This window comes from Nocardioides sp. B-3 (assembly GCF_024703895.1).
GTDB lineage: Bacteria > Actinomycetota > Actinomycetes > Propionibacteriales > Nocardioidaceae > Nocardioides.
Genome location: NZ_CP087968.1, coordinates 3,347,240 through 3,365,770 on the forward strand (window position 1 = coordinate 3,347,240; position 18,531 = coordinate 3,365,770).

The following is an 18,531-nucleotide window of genomic DNA, read 5'->3' on the forward strand; positions in this document are numbered from 1 at the left end:
TCTGCTGACGTCGTTCTTCGGTGTCGCCGGTTCCGGTCGGGTGCTGGTCCCGGTGAACTTCCGGCTGCGCCCGGACGAGGTGTCCTACATCGTCGAGCACTCCGGCGCTCGGGTGTTGTACGTCGATCCCGAGCTCGAGGAGGCCCTCGCCGGTGTCGAGGCGGAGCACAAGTTCGTGCTCGGCAAGGACGACGACCTGTATGCGCCCGAGGGCGTCGAGCCTCGCGAGTGGGAGCCGGACGAGGCCGCGACCGCGTGCATCAACTACACCTCCGGCACCACGGCACGCCCCAAGGGCGTGCAGATCACGCACCGCAACATCTGGGTCAACGCGGTCACCTTCGGCATGCACACCGGAGTCACCGACCGCGACGTCTACCTGCACACGCTGCCGATGTTCCACGCCAACGGCTGGGGCATGCCCTACGCCATGACCGGCCTCGGGGTCCCGCAGGTGGTGCTGCGCAAGATCGACGGGGCCGAGATCCTTCGCCGGGTCGAGAACCACGGAGTCACCGTGATGTGTGCGGCCCCGGCCGTCGTGGCCTCGGTGCTGGCGGCGGCCGCTGACTGGGACGGCGAGATCCCCGGTCGCGACACGGTCCGGATCATCTGCGCCGGTGCGCCGCCGCCGACCAAGACGATCGTGCGGGTCCGGGAGGAGCTGGGCTGGGAGTTCATCCAGATCTACGGCCTCACCGAGACGTCGCCGCTGCTCACCATCAACCGCACCCGCGCCGAGTGGGACGACCTGTCCGCGGAGGACCGGGCGGCGAAGCTGGTGCGGGCGGGCGCGCCGGCCCTCGGCGTACGCCTGACGACCGATGCGGAGGGGGAGGTGCTCGCGAGGTCCAACGTGGTCCTCGAGGGCTACTGGGCGCAGCCCGAGGAGTCCACGACCGCCCCGGCGGGCGGCTGGTTCCACACCGGCGACGGTGGCGTGATCGGCGACGACGGCTACCTCACGATCAGCGACCGCAAGAAGGACGTGATCATCACCGGCGGCGAGAACGTCTCCTCGATCGAGGTGGAGGACGTGCTCTTCTCGCACCCGGCCGTGGCCGAGGTCGCCGTGATCGGCGTGCCCAGCGAGAAGTGGGGCGAGACGATCAAGGCGCTCGTGGTGCTGGCGCCGGGGGAGCAGGTCGACGAGGCCCAGCTGATCGCGTGGTGCAAGGACAAGGCCGCGGGCTACAAGGCACCGACCTCGATCGAGTTCCGCGACGAGCTCGCGCGGACGGCGACCGGCAAGCTGCAGAAGTTCAAGCTGCGGCAGCCCTACTGGGACGGACAGGGCCGACAGGTCAACTGACGTGGCCCACGACCCGGCCGCGTTGCGTTCGTACCTCGCGGACCGGGTCGCGGTGATGCGTGCGGCCGGCGAGGGCGTCGCAGTCGACGCCGAGGAATCCGTCCACGACCTGCGGGTGGCGCTCGCGCGAGTCCGCAAGTCCCCGGCCACCTTCGGACCCGCCCTGCCCACCGACACGTCGCTCGAGCTCGCGCTGCGGCTCAAGCACTCCGCCTCGACGCTCGGGCCAGTCCGCGACCTCGAGGTGATCGGTGAGCTGCTCTCCTCGGTGGAGGCGGGGCCGCTGAGGGACCGCGAGCTCGCGGTCGTCAGGGCCGACTTGGCGTCGCGGCTGGACGCCACCGGGTCCGAGATCTCCGGCGTCGCCCACCACCGGTTGGTGGCCGACCTTGCGGCGTACGTCGACCTGCTGGAGCCGCGATCAGGCGACCTGCGACCACTGGCCCGCCGGGCGGTGGAGCGCGCCGACAAGAGGTTCGGACGCGGCGGAGCGTGACCCGATCGCGCTGCACCGGGCGCGGACGGCGGCCAAGCGGGCGCGGTATGCCGCGGAGGTGGTGGGCAAGCCGAAGCTGGCGCGTCGGCTCAAGCGGCGCACCGAGGGACTCGGCATCCACCACGACTGCCACGTCGCGTCTGCGCGGCTGCTCTCGCTCGACGTGACCGGCGACGAGGCGGAGGAGCGCGACCGGATCCTGACGTCGCTCGCCGCCCGGGCGGAGGACGGGCGGCTGCTGGCGATCGGTTCGCTCTAGAGTTCGAGCCATGCCCACGCTTGCCGATGTCGTCGACCTGATCCATGGCTGGTACCCGCCGGCCACGGCCGATTCCCGGGACGCGGTCGGCCTCGTCGCCGGCGACCCGTCCGCGCCGGTCGCGAAGGTGATGTTCGCGGTCGACCCGACGCTCGAGGTCGCGCGGGAAGCCGTCGAGTGGGGCGCCGACCTGCTGGTCGTTCACCACCCGCTCTTCCTCACGCCGGTGCACGGGGTCGCGGCGACCACGCCGAAGGGCCGGACGCTGCACACGCTGACGCAGGGTGGCTGCGCGTTGCTGACCGCGCACACCAACGCCGACCCGGGCTGTCGAGGGGGTCTCCGAAGCGCTGGCGCTGGCGCTCGGCCTCACCGACCTGACCCCGATCCGACCGGCTCCCGGGACGGCCCTCGACAAGGTGGTCACGTTCGTCCCGCACGCGCACGCGGAGGCGATGCGTGCCGCGCTGGCCGCGGCCGGGGCGGGCGCGATCGGCGACTACGACTCCTGCACGTTCTCGACGCCCGGCGAGGGCCGGTTCCGCCCCCTCGACGGAGCGGCGCCGGTGATCGGGTCCGTGGGTTCGCTCGAAGTGGTGCCGGAGACCCGGGTGGAGTCGGTGCTGCCACGCTCACGCCGGGGCGCCGTCGTCCGCGCCCTGCTCGCCGCGCACCCCTACGAGGAGCCTGCCTTCGACGTGATCGAGCTGGCCGACCCCCGGGCGTCCTCCACCGGCACCGGACGCATCGGCACCGTGCCGGAGATGTCGCTGCGGTCGTTTGCTGCCCCGGTCGCCGAGGCGCTGCCCGCCACGGCGCACGGTGTGCGGGTCGCGGGCGACCCGGACCGCGCCGTACGCCGCATCGCGGTCTGCGGAGGAGCGGGTGACTTCCTCCTCGACGAGCTGTCCGGAGCGGACGTCGACGCCTACGTCACCAGCGACCTGCGGCACCACCGCGCCGGCGAGTTCGTCGAGTCCGGGGGCCCGGCGCTGGTCGATGTCGCGCACTGGGCGGCCGAGTGGACGTGGCTCCCGGTGGTGGAGGCGAAGCTCCCGGCCGCGATGGGAGATACGGTGGGCACTCGCGTCAGCACGCACTGCACAGATCCGTGGCAGTTCCGTCTCTAAAAGAATCTCACCGAGGAGTTCCACGTCTTGAAGGCCGATCCGTCCGCACAGCAGCAGCTCCTCGCCGTACAGGAACTGGACTCGCGTGCCGACCAGCTCCGTCACCAGCGCGCCTCCCTGCCGGAGACCGTCCGCATCGCCGAGCTGGAGACCGGCCGCGGTGACGTCGACGACCGGCTCCGCGATGCCCGCATCGTCGTGGACGACCTGACGGTCGAGCAGAAGAAGGCCGACGCCGACGTGGAGCAGGTCAAGGTGCGGCGTACGCGCGATCGCGACCGCATGGACCGGGGGCTGATCACCAACCCCAAGGACCTCGAGCGGATGCAGCACGAGCTCGAGTCGCTCGAACGGCGCATCACGTCGCTGGAGGACGCCGAGCTCGAGGTCATGGAGAAGCTCGAGGAGGCGCAGAAGACCGCCGACACGCTGGCCGCACAGCTCGCCGAGACCGACGCGCAGGTCGCCGAGCTGGCCGTCGTCCGCGACGCCCGCTGGGTCGAGATCGACGCATCGCTGGCCGAGGCGGAGTCCGCACGAGCAGAAGCGGTCCGGGGCCTGCCCGAGGACCTGCTGGCGCTCTACGAGCGGCTGCGGGCGAAGAAGGGCGGCGTGGGCGCGGCCGCGCTCCGCGCGCGGCAGTGCGGCGGCTGCCAGCTCACGATCGACGCGGCCGAGCTCGGCGTGATCCGGGCGAAGGCCGCCGACGAGGTCGTGCGCTGCGAGGAGTGCGACCGGATCTCGGTCCGCACGTCCGAGTCCGGCATCTGAGCAACCGGTCCGACCCGGGATCGATCAGACCTCGCGCACGACCACGTCGAGCTGGGTGCCCCGCGGGGTCGTCTCACCGGTCTCGACGTGCCAGCCCAGGTCGCCGAGCGCGGTCGCGAGTGCCTGTGGCGTGCGTGGATTGGCGCCGTGCTCGAGCAGGTCGCGCACGATCCGGCCCTTGGTGGCCTTGTTGAAGTGGCTGACGACCTTGCGGGTGCCGTTGTGCTCGTGCAGCACCCGAACCGTTGCCACCCGGATCGGGCTCGTCGCCGGAGGTCGCCAGAAGGCGGCGTACATCGTGGACCGCAGGTCGACCGGGAGCCCCGTCCCGGCGGCCTCCTCGACGGCCGCGCCCATGCACTCGCGCCAGAGGCCGGCGACCGGGCCCCGGGCCGGGCAGGGAGACGTCGCCGGACAACCGGTAGGCGGGGGATGCGGTCTCCGGGGCGGACGAGCCCGAAGACCGAGCTGGTGATCGCGACCCGGCCGGTCGCGCGCCGCTTCGCCGCGCTGGACAGCGTCTCGAATCCGAGCGCGTCGTAGAGCACCCCGGTGTAGACGGCATCGGCGCGCGCGGTCGGGGGCGGTGCGGACGCGGGCGTTGAGCGCGACGAGGTCGGACTGGGTGCCGCCGAGGCCGAGCACGGCGGCCGCGTCCGGGCGCTCGGAGAGTCCGACCGGGGGCGTCGAGGATCCGCTCGCGCGTGGCCGTGAGCAGCGGCGCGGAGAGCGTGGCCGTCTCAAGCGCTCGGCCACGACGAGGGGAGGTCTTGCCCTCGCTGGGCGGCAGCAGGATCAGCACCGCGCAAGAGTAGGGGTCGGACTCGTCACCTCGGGTGGCTAGGGTGCCAGTCATGGCCAGCTCTCGTGTGCTCACTGTCCGTTCGTCTGCCGCCGACGCCGTTCTCGGCGAAGCCCTCCGCACCGGCATCGACGCCATCCAGGGACGAGATGAAGGTGTCCGCCGAGTTCCCCGCGGCCGTCGAGAAGGCCGCCGCCGCAGCGGCCGCCAACCCGCGACTGCCCGAGCTCGACCTGACCGACCTGCCGTTCGTGACCATCGACCCGGAGTCCGCGATGGACCTCGACCGGGCGATGTACCTCGAGCGCTCCGGCGACGGCTTCGTCGTGCACTACGCGATCGCCGACCTCGCCGCCTTCATCACCCCCGGCGATGCGATCGACGTCGAGGCCAACCGGCGCGGCGAGACCCTCTACGGCGCCGATTCCAAGATCCCGCTGCACCCGAAGGTGATCTCCGAGGACGCTGGCTCCCTGCTGCCCGACCCGGTTCGCCCCGCCCTCGTCTGGAAGATCCGGGTCGACTCGACGGGGGAGGGGACCGAGATCACCGTCGAGCGCGCCCCGGTGAAGTCGCGGGCCAAGCTGTCCTACGCCGCCGTGCAGGCCGACCTCGATGCAGGCACCGCCGACGAGATGTTCACGATCCTGCGCGAGCTCGGCGAGCTGCGGCTGGCCCGCGAGGCGGCTCGCGGCGGCGTCTCGCTGCCGCTGCCCGAGCAGGAGATCGTCGACGAGGACGGCACTCGGCACCTCGAGTTCCGCCAGATGCTGCCAGTCGAGAACTGGAACGCGCAGATCTCGCTGCTCACCGGCTTCGGCGCTGCCTCACTGATGGTCTACGCCCGCGTCGGGCTGCTCCGCACCCTGCCCCCGGCCGACCCCGCGACGTACAGCGGCTGCACCGCACCGCACGGGCGCTGAAGATCGACTGGCCCGCCGAGATGCTCTACCCCGACTTCATCCGCACGCTCGACGTCTCGCAGCCCAACCACGCCGCGATGGTGGTCGCGTGCACCCGGCTGCTGCGCGGCAGCGGCTACATCGGCTTCAACGGGGAGCTCCCGGAGCAGGCGCAGCACTCGGCCCCGGCGTCGGAATATGCGCACGTCACCGCGCCGCTGCGTCGCCTCGTCGACCGCTACGCCCTCGAGATCTGCGTCGCCCTGTGCGCCGGCGAGGAGGTGCCCGACTGGGTGCTGGCCAAGCTGCCCGACCTCCCCGACACCATGCGCGAGTCGGGCCGGCGGGCCAACCAGTACGAGAACGCCGTCCTCAACCTCGTCGAGGCCGCGGTCCTCGCGCCGCGCCCGGGGGAGGAGTTCGCCGGCGTCGTCGTGGAGGTCGACGAGAAGGACGACCATCGCGGCGACGTGACGATCCAGGACCCCGCCATCGAGGCCTTCGTCACAGGCTCGGCCCCACTGCCCGTCGGGCAGGACGTGACCGTGAAGCTGACGACCGCCGACGTGAAGATGCGCAAGGTGGAGTTCACGCTGGAGTGAGCGCGGGCGCTTGGCGCTGTTCGGCGACCCTTGCACTTCTATAGATAGGAGTCCTATGCTCCTTGGACTCCCCGGTCTCCGGGGTCACTCCGAGGAAAGGTCCTGCGATGAGCCCCACGCCCGCCGGCTACACCTACGACGACTCCAGCCCGGCTGCCTCCCCGGTCGGCGCCGCCGACCCGGCCGACCTCCGGGCCTCGGTGCTGTGGAGCGAGGCCGACGCCGCCGCGCTGCGTCGCGCAAGCGAGATCCCGGTCCCGCAGACCGACCAGATCCTCGATGTCTGGTATGGCTTCGTCGGGGCGAACCCCCACCTCGTGGCGAGCTTCGCCGGTGCCGACGGGCAGCCCGACGGCGCCTATCTCGCCGCGGTGCGCCCGCGCTTCGGGCGCTGGATCGCCGATGTCTGCACGCGTGAGTACGACGACGCGTGGCTGGCCTACCGGGAGGAGGTCGCCCTCAGGCACCACACCGCGGGGAAGAACCGCACGGACGGCGTGGAATCGCCCGCCGGCCACGTCCCGCTGCGTCACCTGATCGCCCTCGTGGTGCCGATCACGATGACGATCCGCGACTTCCTCGCTTCGGGAGGCGCCCCCACCGAGGAGGTCGACGCGATGTACAACGCGTGGTTCAAGGCCGTGACGCTCTCGGTCGCGCTCTGGGCGCGCCCGTACAATCCCGACCTGTGGTGAACCCGGGCGATGGAGACGTGCCGGAGAAGGTGGTCGCCGCCCCGGGATCGGATCGCCCGGGGCGTACGCGCACACCGACAGGCGATCGCCACCGGCGCCGGGCTCAGCCCGTTGCAGGCCGACGTGCTGCGCACCCTCGCGGAGGGACCGCCGCCGGAGGCGCTCGCCGGACGGCTTGCCACCGAGCTCGGCGTCAGCCAGCCCACCATGTCCGACTCGCTGGCGGCACTGGAAGCCAAGGGTCACGTTCGCAGGGAGTCGCTGGCCGCCGACCGCAGACGCACTACCATCGCGCTCACCGCGTCGGGAGCCCGTCTGGCCGCCGAGCTGTGCGCGGCCGACGAGACGCTGCGTGCACGGGTCGCCGAGCTCCCCGAGCAGGCTCAGGAGCGCGCCCTCGCGCTGCTGCTCGACCTCATCGGTGGACTCCTCGACAACGGGATCCTCGGCGTCGCTCGCACCTGCCCCAGCTGTCGCTTCTACGAAGCAGACGGGGACGCGGCTCGGTGCTCACTGCTACAGGTGTCGCTGGCACCCAGCCAGCTGCGCGTCAACTGCCCCGAGCACCAGCCGGCTGCGTCGGCCGCCGGCTGACTGCAACGGGGAACGAGAGCGGTCGTCAGTCAATGACCGGGCCGAGCCGGACTCGATCGGCGTCCGCGGGATCGAAGCACCCCGCGCCCGGAACCAGTGCGTTCGCGGTGGCCACGGCACAGGCCGGCACCGGGGCGTCGAGGATGTCTTCGCCGCGATCCAGACCGGTCACGAGCGCCGCGAGCATGGCATCGCCGCTCCCCACCGGGTAGGAACCCGACACGTCCGACCGGACGTGCCCGGCCCTTCCGACACGGTCGGAGCCGTGTACGCCCTCGACGCCGGCCGTGACGACGGCGCCGACCGTGGCTCGTCTGGCCAGCTGCTCCGCGAGGTCGGCGGGCGTGGTGCCGGCTGACGCCCGCAGCGCATCCGATGCCTCGTCGACGTTGACCTTGACGAGGTCGGGTCCGGCCGCGAGCGCGTCCAGCAGGGGTTGACCGTGCAGATCCACGGCTGCGCGACAGCCCGCGCCACGCACGAGTCGCAGCAGCGAGCCCACCCCATCCGTGGGGTGGCCGTCGGGGATCGAGCCGGAGACAGTGACCCATCCCGGCCGTGTCGAGAGCACGGCGGAGAGCATCCGCGTTGCCGCCGACCACTCCTGCACCGTGACCGGCGCAGACGGCTCGTAGACCTCTGTCATGCGGTGCCGCCCGTCGGCGATGGACACGCACATGCGGGTGCTGGAGGCGACATCGACGGCGTGGACGGGCAGTCCGAGCACGCCGAGCTGTTCAGCGATCCACTCGCCCGTAGCTCCGCCGAGCATGGCCGGGGCCGCGACGTCGGCGCCGAGCCGGTGGGCTGCTCGAGCAACGTTGAGGCCCTTCCCACCGGCGACCCGGTGCACGGCCGTGGGCCGGTTGATCGCGCCGACCTGCAGCCCCGGAACCGGGTAGGTGACATCGATGCTCGGGCTCAGCGCCACAGACGTGATCACGGGGACCACCCTTCATCGTTGACATCGATCCACATTGCGCGAATGTGCGTAGTAATGACGATACCTGAGCGAGTAGGTCTTGTCAGTGCGCGAACGCGCATCTACGGTCAAGCAGGGCCACCGTGGTCCGGAATGGAGCACTCGGAGATGTCACGACTCACAGGTGCGGCCCCCGGCCGCAGTTCACGGATCCTCGCCGGCGTCGCCCCCGGCGATGCTGACGGCAGCGGCACCGTCCCTCGCCTCGGCGGACGCGACCGACCCGTTGGTGCAGCGGCACACCTATCAGGTGGACGACGGCGTGGTCGCGAATCCCGAACGGGGGTTCTACCACCACACGGAGACGCACTACTTCCCCGACGGGTCGGGCTACGAGCCCCTGGACGTGGCCACTCTGCGCAGCTTCCGTGACGGGGGTGTCACCCGGGTCCTCCGGGTGTTCTACCTCGAGAAGTTCGTCGAGACCGACAGGCTGGATCCGGCCCGGCTCGAGCTGGTGGCTGCCGACTTCGACGCCGCGCGGTCCGCTGGCGTCTCCGTCATCGTCCGGTTCGCCTACGTGAAGGGCGGAGCCCGGCCGTACAGCCCGCCGTGCGGCGACGCCGCCCCGGCCATGGCCGTGCGCCACATCGCCCAGCTGGGGCCGGTGCTCCGGGGGCGTCCGACGTCATCGCCACCATCCAGTCCGGCTTCGTCGGGCTGTGGGGCGAGGGCTACTACACCGACCACTACGCGGCGGACCCCAGCGATCCGGGGAACGTCACCGAGGCCAACTGGGAGGACCGGGGAGCGATCGTGCGAGCCCTGCTCGACGCCGCCCCGCGGCTCACCGTGCAGGTACGCACGATGCAGATGAAGCAGAAGATCTTCGGCACGTCGTCCGGGACCGGGGGAGCCCTGAGCGAGGCGGATGCCTTCAGCGGCTCGGACATCTCGCGCGTGGGGCATCACAACGACTGCTTCTCGGCAGCGCCTGACGACTGGGGGACGTTCCTGACCGATCCGATCAGCCTCGACCAGGGACTACCTCGCGCAGGACACCCGGTACGCACCGATGGGTGGGGAGACGTGCAACGTCAACCCGCCACGCTCGGAGTGGCCGACCGCCTCGGCGGAGATGGCCGCTTATCACTACAGCTACCTGAACGCCGATTACCACCGGAGCGTGCTGGAGTCGTGGGGTGAGGGCGAGCAGATCGCCCGGCGCAAGCTCGGGTATCGGCTGTCCCTCAATCGGGCCGACTGGCCACGAGTGCGACGCAGCGCCGCTCCTTCCCGATCTCGGTCGAGATCGAGAACTCCGGATGGGCCGCCCCCTACAACCAACGGCAGGTGTTCTTGCTGATGGAGTCGGACGCCGCCACCTACCGGGTGGCGCTCGAGGACGATCCGCGGCACTGGGCGCCGGGTTCCACCGCGACCATCACGGCCTCCGTGTGCGCAGCCGTGCCAGCCGGCGACTATCGACTGCACCTGTGGCTGCCCTCCGACCACGAGCGGGCCGCCGCCAACCCGGACTACGCCATCCGGTTCGCGAACCGGCGGACCCGGGTGCCGGCTGCTGGTTGGAACGATCTCCAGCACACCGTGCGGGTGACCTCCTCCGGCGCCCACGCCGGCGACCACGGCTGTCCCGACGGCATTCGTCCGATCGAGCTGGGGGACCCGCGGTGAACCGGCTCAATGCGCGGAATGCGCAGAAGCGAAACAAAACGATCAGGAAAATGCTTGCATTCGCACAAAATTGGGCGTTAGCATCACAAGACCCGCTCGATCGGGCGGCGTCTCCGGCAGTTGCTCAGGAGGGTCGAAGAATGCGAATCTCGCGCACGATGGCCGCCATCACGATGGCGCTCACACTCAGGTGCGGCCGGCTGTGGCTCGGGGGCCGGCTCCGGATCGGGTGACGGAGACCAAGTGACCGTCACCTATGGGATCTGGGACCAGAACCAGGGCGCCCGCCCCGGAGAAGATCGTGGAAGGCTTCGAGGCTGATCATCCGGACGTGTCGGTCGACATCCGGGTGACTCCGTGGGACCAGTACTGGACCAAGCTCCGGGCGGCCGCGGGCGGCGGGGCCACACCGGACGTCTTCTGGATGAACGGCCCCAACTTCCAGCTCTATGCGGGCAACGACATCGTCGCCCCGCTCGGAGACCACGTGGCCGACGGTGACATCGAGGTCGACGACTATCCCGAGTCGCTCGTGGACCTCTACACCCCGGACGGGGAGCTCTATGGCGTTCCGAAGGACTTCGACACGATCGGCCTCTGGTACAACAAGAAACTCTTCGACGACGCCGGTGTCGACTATCCCGACAAGAGCTGGACTGGGGACGACCTGAGGTCCGCGGCTGAGAAGCTCACCGACAAGAAGGCCGGAACGTTCGGGATCACCGCGGCGCTCGAGGGCCAGCAGGACTACTACAACACCATCCTCCGGGCTGGTGGACACGTCATCTCCGAGGACGGAAGCTCCTCGGGCTACGACGACCCGGCAACCATCGAGGGCCTCCGGTTCTGGACCGACCTCATCGACGCCGGTCTGTCGCCCACGCTGCAGCAGATGACCGACACCCTCCCGTTGCAGTGGTTCGAGTCCGGCAAGACTGCGATGTTCTACGGCGGATCCCGGAACCTCGCCGAGTTCAAGAGCAACGAGTACACCGTGGACAAGGTCGATGTCGCACCCCTTCCCGTCGGGGAGGAGCGCGCCGTCGTGATCCATGGGCTCGCCAACATGATGAGCGCCCAGACCGAGCACCCGGAGGAGGCCCGGGAGTTCCTGCAGTACCTCGGGTCCGAGGATGCGGCCCGGGTGCTGGGTGAGAGCGGCACAGTGATCCCTGCCTACGACGGCACCCAGCAGGCTCGGGTCGAGGCTGCGCCCGAGTACGACCCGGGAGTGTTCCTCGACGCCGTTGACTACGCCAGCCCGCTCCCGGTCTCGGCGGACACGGCAGCGTGGAACGAGGCAGAGGCGAAGTACCTCACGAAGGCCCGGTCGGGCGAGATGCAGGTCGAGGAGGCCGCGCAGCAGCTCGCGGACGACATGGACGCGGTGCTCGCCGACGAGAAGAACTAGGGCGGACGACATGAGCGTCGCCGGCTCCGACGCCAGCACCGGCGCCGGACGCCGGCGCGCCCTCAGCGAGGCCGGATGGGCCCGGCTGATGGTGTCGCCGCTCCTGCTCGGACTGGGCGTCTTCTACCTCTGGCCGATCGTGCAGACGCTGTACTTCAGCTTCACCGAGTGGGGCCCCTTCGGCGGGCACACCCGGAGCGGCCCGGAGAACTACCGTCGGCTGGTCGCCGATGAGGAGGTGCGGGGGCCATCTGGAACACCCTGCGCTACACGTTCTTCTCCCCGGCCGGCATCCCGCTCGCCGTGGTCTTCGCCGCGATGCTCAACCACAAGGGAGTGCGCGGGGTGGGGCTCTACCGCGCGATGTTCTTCCTGCCCGTCGTGACGCTGCCCGCTGCGGTGGCGATGGTGTGGCGCTACCTCCTCAACGGTGACTTCGGGATCGTGAACCACCTGCTGTCCCTGATCGGGATCAACGGCCCCTCATGGGTGGCCGACGGCAGGTTCGCGCTCTACTCGCTGGTGGTGGTCGGCATCTGGAGCTCCCCGGGCTACAACATCGTCATCCTGCTGGCCGGGTTGCAGACCATCCCGACTGAGCTCTATGAGGCAAGTGCCCTCGACGGAGCAGGTCCGGTGAGGCAGTTCGTCTCGGTGACCATTCCGATGCTGAGCCCGAGCATCTTCTTCGTGAGCGTGCTGTCTGTCATCGGCTCGCTGCAGATGTTCGACCTTGTCTACGTCATGGTCGGGCGGACGAGCCCGGCGCTCGAAAGCACCCAGACCATCATCTACATCTTCTACGAGCGGGCCTTCGTGCAGAACGACCGCGGTTACGCCGCGGCGATCGTCCTCGTCCTGCTGCTCCTCGTCCCGGTCCTGACCTTCATCCAGTTCCGCTTGCAGAGACGGTGGGTGCACTATGCATGAGCAGTCCGTGGCTTCGCCCCGCGGCCGGTTGGTCACGGTCGTGCTCGCTGCGTGCAGCCCGGCGATGGTCTCGCCGTTCGTCTGGGAGCTGCTGACCACCATGAAGTCCCCGGGCGAGGCGACGCGAGTGCCCCCGGTGTTCATTCCTTCCGAGTGGCGGGTGGACAACTTCGCGCGTCTTCAACGCCGTGCCGTTCGCCGAGCAGTTCTTCAACACCGTCATCGTCACCGTCCTGCGCGTGATCGGACAGCTGCTGTTCTGCTCGCTGGCGGCCTATGCCTTCGCCCGACTGCGCTTCCGGGGAGCAACCTGGTTTTCCTCCTGTGCCTGTCGATCCTGATGGTCCCGGCACAGCTGTACGTGATTCCGCAGTACCAGATCATGGTCCAGCTCGACTGGCTGAACACCCTGAGGGCGCTGACCGTCCCGGGCCTCTTCAGTGCCTTCGGTGTGTTCCTGCTCCGTCAGTTCTTCATGGCGCTGCCGCGTGACCCGGAGGACGCGGCACGCATCGACGGCTGCAACCCCTTGCAGACCTACTGGTACGTCATGCTGCCCCCGGTCCGCCCGGGCCTCGTGGCACTGGGCGTGCTGACGACCATCTGGTCGTGGAACGAGCTGTTGTGGCCCCCGGTCGTCAACACAGACCCGGAGAAGATGACGCTCTCTGCGGGACTGGCCTCACTGCAGGGCCAACGCCTGACCGACTTCCCGGTGCTCATGGCCGGGGCCGTGATGGCCTCGTTGCCGATGATCGTCCTGTTCGCGGTCATGCAACGCCAGTTCATCGCCAGCATCGCCACGACGGGGGTGAAGGGATGACGACGGGGGCAGATCTCGCGATCGGGGTCGTGGGGGCTCGGCCAGCGGAGCATCCCCGGCCGACCCGGTCGACCGCCCGGGAGACGGGTCACGCGTCGTGGCCGCGGCGGACCCTGATCCCACCTCGAGGTCACGTTTCGCCGAGCGGTTCGGCCCGGACACGGAGCTGCACGACCACCACCTCGGCACTCACGGACCCGGGGCTGGACGCGGTGATCGTCGCGTCGCCCGACGACGACACCCACGAAGCCATCACCGTCGACCTGCTCGAGGCGGGTCTCACCGTCTTCGTGGAGAAGCCGCTGGCGACCAGCACCGAGGGCTGTGACCGCATCCCGGAGGTGGCGCAGCGCACGGGCAGTCGGCTCTACGTCGGGCACAACATGCGACACATGCCCGTGGTCCGTGCCATGCGCGACCTCATCGAACAGGGCGCGATCGGAGAGGTGCGGGCCGTGTGGTGCCGGCACTTCGTCGGCCACGGCGGCGACTTCTACTTCCGTGACTGGCACGCCGAGCGCAGCAGGAGCACGGGGCTGTTGCTGCAGAAGGGCGCACACGACATCGACGTCATCCACTGGTTGAGCGGTTCGGCCAGCCGCCGCGTCACCGCCATGGGTGGCCCGGTGGTCTACGGAGACATCACTGACCGCACGGCTCGGACCGGCCAGCTGATGCCGGACTGGTTCGACCCGAAGGGCCACTGGCCCTCGACCCGGGTGACGGGACTCAACGAGGTCATCGACGTGGAGGACCTGTCGATGATGCTGATGCAGCTGGGGAACGGCGTCCCGGCCAGCTACCAGCAGTGCCACTTCACTCCCGACTACTGGCGCAACTACACCGTCATCGGGACCGAGGGCCGGTTGGAGAACTTCGGCGACCGGGAGGGGCGCGACGGTCAAGGTGTGGTCGCAGCGATCGGGCTATGCCCCCGACGGCGACCGCACTGTGGTCCCGGCCGCAGGGACCGGCACCCACGGTGGTGCAGACGAGGCCCTGATGAGCGACTTTCTCCAGTTCGTGCGCACGGGCAGGACGACGGTCAACTCGCCGGTGGCGGCCCGAGACGCCGTTGCCGCGGCCTGCGCGGCGACCATCTCGCTGCGCAACGACGGTGCCCCGCAGGACGTGCCTGCTCTCGACCCGGCTCTCGAGGCCCGGTTCTCCGACGGCCAGCCGACCCGCGCCCAAGCTCCACTCCCCGAACGGGAAAGGTGACCACGAAGTCATGTTGCACGTTGCCGAAGAGATCGCCAGCCAACCTGACTGCTGGGCGCAGGCCCAGCGGCTGAGCCAGCGCGAGGCCGTGATGTTGCCCGGGCGGGGTGAGCGCGTGGCCGTCGTCGGCTGCGGAACGTCGCTGTTCGTCGGCCGGGCCTACGCCGTCCTCCGCGAGGCGGCCGGGGCGGGCCTGACCGATGCCTTCCCCGCCTCGGAGTTCCCGCTCGGCCGGGACTACGACAAGGTGGTCACGATCAGCAGGTCGGGTACGACCACCGAGGTGCTCGATGTCCCGGACATGCTGGGCGACCGAGTCCCCACCGTGGCCATCACGGCGGATCCGGCGAGTCCGGTCCTCGACCACGCCGGCCACTCGGTCGTGCTGGACTTCGCAGACGAACGGTCGGTGGTGCAGACCCGCTTCGCCACCAGCACCTTGGCCCTGCTGCGCGCCCACCCGGGGCATGACCTCGGGCCGGTCATCGCTGCCGCCGGCGAGGCTGTCGACGCGGCGCTGCCGGAGGGCGCCCCCGGCCGGGAGCCAGTTCACCTACCTCGGGCGCGGCTGGACCGTCGGCCCGGCGCACGAGGCCGCACTCAAGATGCGCGAGGCCGCGCTGGCCCGGTCGGAGTCCTACCCGGCGATGGAGTATCGCCACGGACCCATGAGCATCAGCGATGAACGCAGCCCGGTCTGGTCACTCGGTCCTGCTCCGCTCGGGCTGGCGGGCGAGGTCGCCCGCACCTCCGCCATGTGGGTGGAGTCGACCCCGGGAGCCGATGGCCGAGCTGGTGCGGTGCCAGAGGCTGGCCGTCGAGCTCGCGGTCCAGCGCGGGCTGGACCCCGATCGCCCACGCAACCTGAGCCGGTCCGTCGTCCTCCATCCGGGCGGGGGGTGACGCCGCGATGGGGCAGCGGGTCGTGGCACTCGACGTCGGCGGCACCCTGATCAAGGGTGCCCCGGTCGGTCGCGACGGCATGGTCCACCACGAGCTCCGGGCGCCGACCTCGCACGGCGTCCCGGCGTCCGTGGCACTGGATGACATCGCGCGTCACCTCGGATCGATCATCGAAGCCGCCGGTTCCGACGAGGTCGTCGGGATCTGCGTGGCCGTTCCCGGCATCCTCGACGAGGACTTCGGAACGGTGCGGAGTGCGGCCAACCTCGGGTGGTACGACGTGCCGGTCGCCACCGAGCTGTCGGCACGCCCGGACCGCGAGGTCAGGGTCACCCACGACGTCCGGGCCGGTGGGTTCGGGGAGAGTCGCACGGGCGCGTCCGCCGGCGTCCGGGACTCCCTCTTCGTGGCCATCGGCACCGGGATAGCGGCAGCCGCAGTGGTGGACGGGGTCCTGATCCGAGCACGCGGCTGGGCCGGTGAGATCGGGCACGTCCGGGTTTCCGGACACGATGTGTCGTGCGAGTGCGGCCGTCGCGGTTGCCTCGAGACGGTCGCCTCCGCCCGGGCGATCGCCCGCTCCTACGCGGCTCGCAGCGGCAGCGAGGTGTCCGGGGCCGCCGACGTGGCTGACCGGATGGACGCCGGTGACCCCGTCGCCAAGGACGTGTGGTCGCAGGCCACGGACGCGCTGGGAGAGATCCTTGCGGCGTGCGTCGCTGTCCTCGGCAGCGAGGTGGTGGTGCTGGGCGGCGGTCTCTCGAATGCGGGGGCATCGCTGGTGGACCCGGTGGCAGACAGGCTGTGCTCCGTGCTCGGGGGCTCGGCCGGCGCCACCGGTCGTCCGTGCTGCGCTCGGCGACGCTGCCGGCTGCCCGGGTGCCGCCATGCTGGCGTGGCCGACGACCGGGGACGGCACCCGATGATCCGGGTGGCGGCTCGTCGACTGGCGACTCCTCACCCGGTGCCGGGCTTCGTCGACATCCATGTCCACGGTGGTGGTGGAGCTTCGTTCGCCGACGCCTCGGAATCTGCCGTGCAGACGGTGGTGGCGCACCACCGCAGCCGCGGCACGACGACCGTGCGCGCCAGCCTGATGACAGCCGCCCCTGCCGATCTGGCAGCCCAGCTCCGTGCCCCGGCACCCATGGTCGAGGAGAGTCGGCGGGCGAGATCCCGGGCCTCAGACCACGGTCACCTTGACGCCTGCGGCGCGGATGGCGTCCGGGGCGACCGGATCGGCCGACTCGTCGGTGACCAGCTCGTCGACCTCCTCGAGCCCGGCGATGCGGGCCAGCAGCACCCGGCCGACCTTCGACCCGTCCGCGACGACGATGGTCCGCTTCGCGCGCCCGATGAGGGTGGCGTTCGTCTGGGCCTCCACCTCGTCGTGCGTGGTCAGGCCGCCGTCGGCGCTGATGCCGTCGGTGCCCACGATGGCGATGCCGACGTTGAGTCCGCGCAGTGTGTGCTCGGCCCACTGGCCGACGAGCTCGTAGGACTGCGGGCGACTCACGCCACCGGTGACCACCAGCTTGATGCGTGGCGAGATGGCGAGGTCGGCAGCGATGTTGAGCGCATTGGTGATCACCGTGAGGTTGCTGCGGTCCTTGAGCAGACTGGCCACCTCGCTGGTCGTGGTGCCGCCCGTGAGCCCGACAGCGATGGGCCCGTCGGGGATCCGCCGGTTTGCCTCGAGGGCGATGCGCTGCTTCTGCTCCTTGTGCTGCGCGTCGCGGTAGCGCACCGGCAGCTCGTGGGAGGCCCCCGGCGCCGGGACGCCCCCGTGGATCCGCTGGACCATGCCCTGCTCGGCCAGCACCTGCAGGTCGCGCCGAAGCGTCGCTTGCGAGACCCCGAAGAGGTCGGCCGGGTCCGTCACGCCCGGGGGACCGGTCGGAGGAGAGTCGCTCGATGATGGCGGCGAGTCGATCGGCTCTGCGCAGGCGGCTCCCCGACGTGCTGTTGTCCTCGACGTCCGCAGGGTCTGTCATGGCGTGGCCGCTCCTCCTGTGCTGTGGGTCCGCTGCCCGAGATTGCGGGACAACATCGCTCACTCTACCTGCTCACCTGCGCAAATGTTGCGACCGATCGTGCGCATATCCGCAATGGTTTCTGCTCGGAGACAGTCTCGCCCGGGGAGGACCGATGCCGCTGATCCCCACGGAAGCCCTCGTGACCCGGGCCGCGGCGGAACGGAGCTGCGTCGGTGCCTACAACGCGATCGGGATAGAGCACGCGGCCGCGATCGCCGCGGGCGCCGAGGCCGCCGGTCGGGTGGCCATCATCCGGGTGAGCGAGAACGCCGTCCGGTTCCATGGCGGGCAGCTCACCCCGCTGGCCGAGGCGTGCGCAGCCCCGGCGCGCTCGTCGAGCGCGGACCCGGCTCTGCACCTCGACCACGTGCAGAGTCCCGAGCTGTTGCGGCAGGCCGCCGACAACCACTTCGGCTCGGTGATGGTGGATGGCAGCACGTTGCCGTGGGAGGAGAACGTCCGGCTGACGCAGGACGCCTGCCACTGGGCCCACGCCCACGGCCTGTGGGTGGAGGCCGAGCTCGGGGAGGTGGGGGCAAGGACGGCGCGCATGCACCGACCGCCCGCACCGATCCCGACGAGGCCGAGCGCTTCGTGGCAGGGACCGGCGTCGACGCACTGGCGGTCGCCGTGGGGAGCTCGCACGCGATGACCGACCGCACAGCTGTCCCGGACCTCGGGCTGATCCGGCGACTGCACGCCGCAGTCCCGGTGCCGCTGGTGCTGCATGGCTCTTCGGGAGTTCCGGACGAGACCCTCCAACAGGCTGTGTCCGCCGGGATCGTCAAGGTCAACGTCGGTACTGCGCTCAACGTGGCCTTCACCTCGCAGGTGCGCAGGTCCCCGGCAGCCGACTCCACCATGGTGGACCCACGTCGTTACGTCGGTCCGGCCCGCGACGCCATGGCCGAGATCGTCGCAGCCTCCTTGATGACGCTCTCGCTCGGCCGATGAGGAGGAGTCCCGTGCCAGCACCCACCCAGACCCAACACCCACCGAAGGTCCGGCCTGCAACCGCCGGGGAAGG

At 70.5% G+C, this 18,531-nt stretch carries 17 protein-coding genes and 7 pseudogenes; 20 read left to right on the forward strand and 4 right to left on the reverse strand.

Translation table 11 applies throughout. From position 1 onward, the window contains the following. Positions 1-40: 40 nt before the first annotated feature. The 5 genes and pseudogenes from LP418_RS22255 to LP418_RS22280 all read left to right on the forward strand — a co-directional run bounded on the left by LP418_RS22255 (position 41) and on the right by LP418_RS22280 (position 3,968). Complete coding sequence (locus tag LP418_RS22255; RefSeq protein ID WP_257953720.1) at positions 41-1,312, forward strand: AMP-binding protein; 1,272 nt, start codon at positions 41-43, stop codon at positions 1,310-1,312. 55 nt (positions 1,313-1,367) lie between these two features. Then, positions 1,368-2,067 (forward strand): annotated as a pseudogene (locus tag LP418_RS31345) (CHAD domain-containing protein). 10 nt (positions 2,068-2,077) lie between these two features. Next, a pseudogene (locus LP418_RS22270) lies at positions 2,078-2,332 on the forward strand (Nif3-like dinuclear metal center hexameric protein); the annotation flags it as partial. Positions 2,333-2,453: 121 nt separating this feature from the next. After that, complete coding sequence (locus LP418_RS22275; protein WP_257957143.1) at positions 2,454-3,197, forward strand: Nif3-like dinuclear metal center hexameric protein; 744 nt, start codon at positions 2,454-2,456, stop codon at positions 3,195-3,197. Positions 3,198-3,224: 27 nt separating this feature from the next. Beyond that, entirely contained in the window at positions 3,225-3,968 is a 744-nt protein-coding gene (locus LP418_RS22280; protein WP_257953723.1) for a zinc ribbon domain-containing protein, read from the forward strand. Between the two features lie 24 nt (positions 3,969-3,992). Here LP418_RS22280 and yaaA read toward each other — a convergent pair whose 3' ends face one another. Next, positions 3,993-4,325 carry a peroxide stress protein YaaA gene (gene yaaA, locus LP418_RS22285; RefSeq protein ID WP_257957144.1) on the reverse strand — a complete coding sequence of 111 codons (333 nt, stop codon included), beginning with the start codon at positions 4,323-4,325 and terminating at the stop codon, positions 3,993-3,995. Positions 4,326-4,456: 131 nt separating this feature from the next. After that, positions 4,457-4,516, reverse strand: a pseudogene (locus LP418_RS22290) (hypothetical protein); the annotation flags it as partial. A 409-nt stretch (positions 4,517-4,925) separates the two neighbouring features. Between LP418_RS22290 and LP418_RS22295 the strand changes: the two are divergent. The 4 genes from LP418_RS22295 (at position 4,926) to LP418_RS22310 (ending at position 7,563) form a co-directional block, all read left to right on the forward strand. Next, positions 4,926-5,693 (forward strand): RNB domain-containing ribonuclease, encoded by a 768-nt coding sequence (locus LP418_RS22295; RefSeq protein WP_257953724.1) that lies wholly within the window; start codon positions 4,926-4,928, stop codon positions 5,691-5,693. Positions 5,694-5,713: 20 nt separating this feature from the next. Continuing rightward, a complete protein-coding gene (locus LP418_RS22300; RefSeq protein WP_257953725.1) occupies positions 5,714-6,274 on the forward strand; it encodes a hypothetical protein in 561 nt (186 codons plus the stop codon). A 107-nt stretch (positions 6,275-6,381) separates the two neighbouring features. Continuing rightward, positions 6,382-6,969: a protoglobin domain-containing protein gene (locus LP418_RS22305; RefSeq protein WP_257953726.1), complete on the forward strand. Its 588-nt coding sequence runs from the start codon at positions 6,382-6,384 to the stop codon at positions 6,967-6,969. A gap of 9 nt (positions 6,970-6,978) precedes the next feature. Continuing rightward, entirely contained in the window at positions 6,979-7,563 is a 585-nt protein-coding gene (locus LP418_RS22310) for a MarR family winged helix-turn-helix transcriptional regulator (protein WP_257953727.1), read from the forward strand. Between the two features lie 25 nt (positions 7,564-7,588). Here LP418_RS22310 and LP418_RS22315 read toward each other — a convergent pair whose 3' ends face one another. Continuing rightward, a complete protein-coding gene (locus LP418_RS22315; protein WP_257953728.1) occupies positions 7,589-8,506 on the reverse strand; it encodes a 1-phosphofructokinase family hexose kinase in 918 nt (305 codons plus the stop codon). Positions 8,507-8,720: 214 nt separating this feature from the next. Here LP418_RS22315 and LP418_RS22320 point away from each other — a divergent pair. The 10 genes and pseudogenes from LP418_RS22320 to LP418_RS34250 all read left to right on the forward strand — a co-directional run. Next, positions 8,721-9,101: pseudogene (locus tag LP418_RS22320) on the forward strand (DUF4874 domain-containing protein); the annotation flags it as partial. Next, complete coding sequence (locus LP418_RS22325; RefSeq protein WP_257953729.1) at positions 9,098-9,691, forward strand: DUF4874 domain-containing protein; 594 nt, start codon at positions 9,098-9,100, stop codon at positions 9,689-9,691. The pseudogene LP418_RS22320 and the gene LP418_RS22325, both read left to right, overlap by 4 nt. Continuing rightward, positions 9,576-10,180 (forward strand): annotated as a pseudogene (locus LP418_RS22330) (DUF4832 domain-containing protein); the annotation flags it as partial. The gene LP418_RS22325 and the pseudogene LP418_RS22330, both read left to right, overlap by 116 nt. 301 nt (positions 10,181-10,481) lie before the next feature. After that, the gene (locus LP418_RS22335; RefSeq protein WP_442939978.1) at positions 10,482-11,591 is read left to right on the forward strand and encodes an ABC transporter substrate-binding protein; all 1,110 of its coding nucleotides are present in this window, start codon (positions 10,482-10,484) and stop codon (positions 11,589-11,591) included. Between the two features lie 10 nt (positions 11,592-11,601). After that, a complete protein-coding gene (locus LP418_RS22340; protein WP_257953731.1) occupies positions 11,602-11,976 on the forward strand; it encodes a hypothetical protein in 375 nt (124 codons plus the stop codon). After that, complete coding sequence (locus tag LP418_RS22345; RefSeq protein WP_257953732.1) at positions 11,910-12,521, forward strand: carbohydrate ABC transporter permease; 612 nt, start codon at positions 11,910-11,912, stop codon at positions 12,519-12,521. Before LP418_RS22340 ends, LP418_RS22345 begins: the two co-directional genes overlap by 67 nt. Before the next feature lie 7 nt (positions 12,522-12,528). Then, positions 12,529-13,344 carry a carbohydrate ABC transporter permease gene (locus tag LP418_RS22350; RefSeq protein ID WP_257953733.1) on the forward strand — a complete coding sequence of 272 codons (816 nt, stop codon included), beginning with the start codon at positions 12,529-12,531 and terminating at the stop codon, positions 13,342-13,344. Beyond that, a complete protein-coding gene (locus LP418_RS22355) occupies positions 13,341-14,639 on the forward strand; it encodes a Gfo/Idh/MocA family protein (protein WP_257953734.1) in 1,299 nt (432 codons plus the stop codon). The genes LP418_RS22350 and LP418_RS22355 overlap by 4 nt, the downstream gene beginning before the upstream one ends. Further along, positions 14,576-15,250 carry an SIS domain-containing protein gene (locus LP418_RS22360; protein WP_257953735.1) on the forward strand — a complete coding sequence of 225 codons (675 nt, stop codon included), beginning with the start codon at positions 14,576-14,578 and terminating at the stop codon, positions 15,248-15,250. The genes LP418_RS22355 and LP418_RS22360 overlap by 64 nt, the downstream gene beginning before the upstream one ends. Positions 15,251-15,547: 297 nt before the next feature. Then, positions 15,548-16,216, forward strand: a pseudogene (locus LP418_RS34250) (ROK family protein); the annotation flags it as partial. 435 nt (positions 16,217-16,651) lie between these two features. Here LP418_RS34250 and LP418_RS22370 read toward each other — a convergent pair. Beyond that, positions 16,652-17,350, reverse strand: a complete 699-nt coding sequence (locus LP418_RS22370; protein WP_257953737.1) for a DeoR/GlpR family DNA-binding transcription regulator — start codon at positions 17,348-17,350, stop codon at positions 16,652-16,654. A gap of 266 nt (positions 17,351-17,616) precedes the next feature. Between LP418_RS22370 and LP418_RS22375 the strand changes: the two are divergent. Further along, positions 17,617-18,458 (forward strand): annotated as a pseudogene (locus LP418_RS22375) (class II fructose-bisphosphate aldolase). The last annotated feature ends 73 nt before the right edge of the window (positions 18,459-18,531 follow it).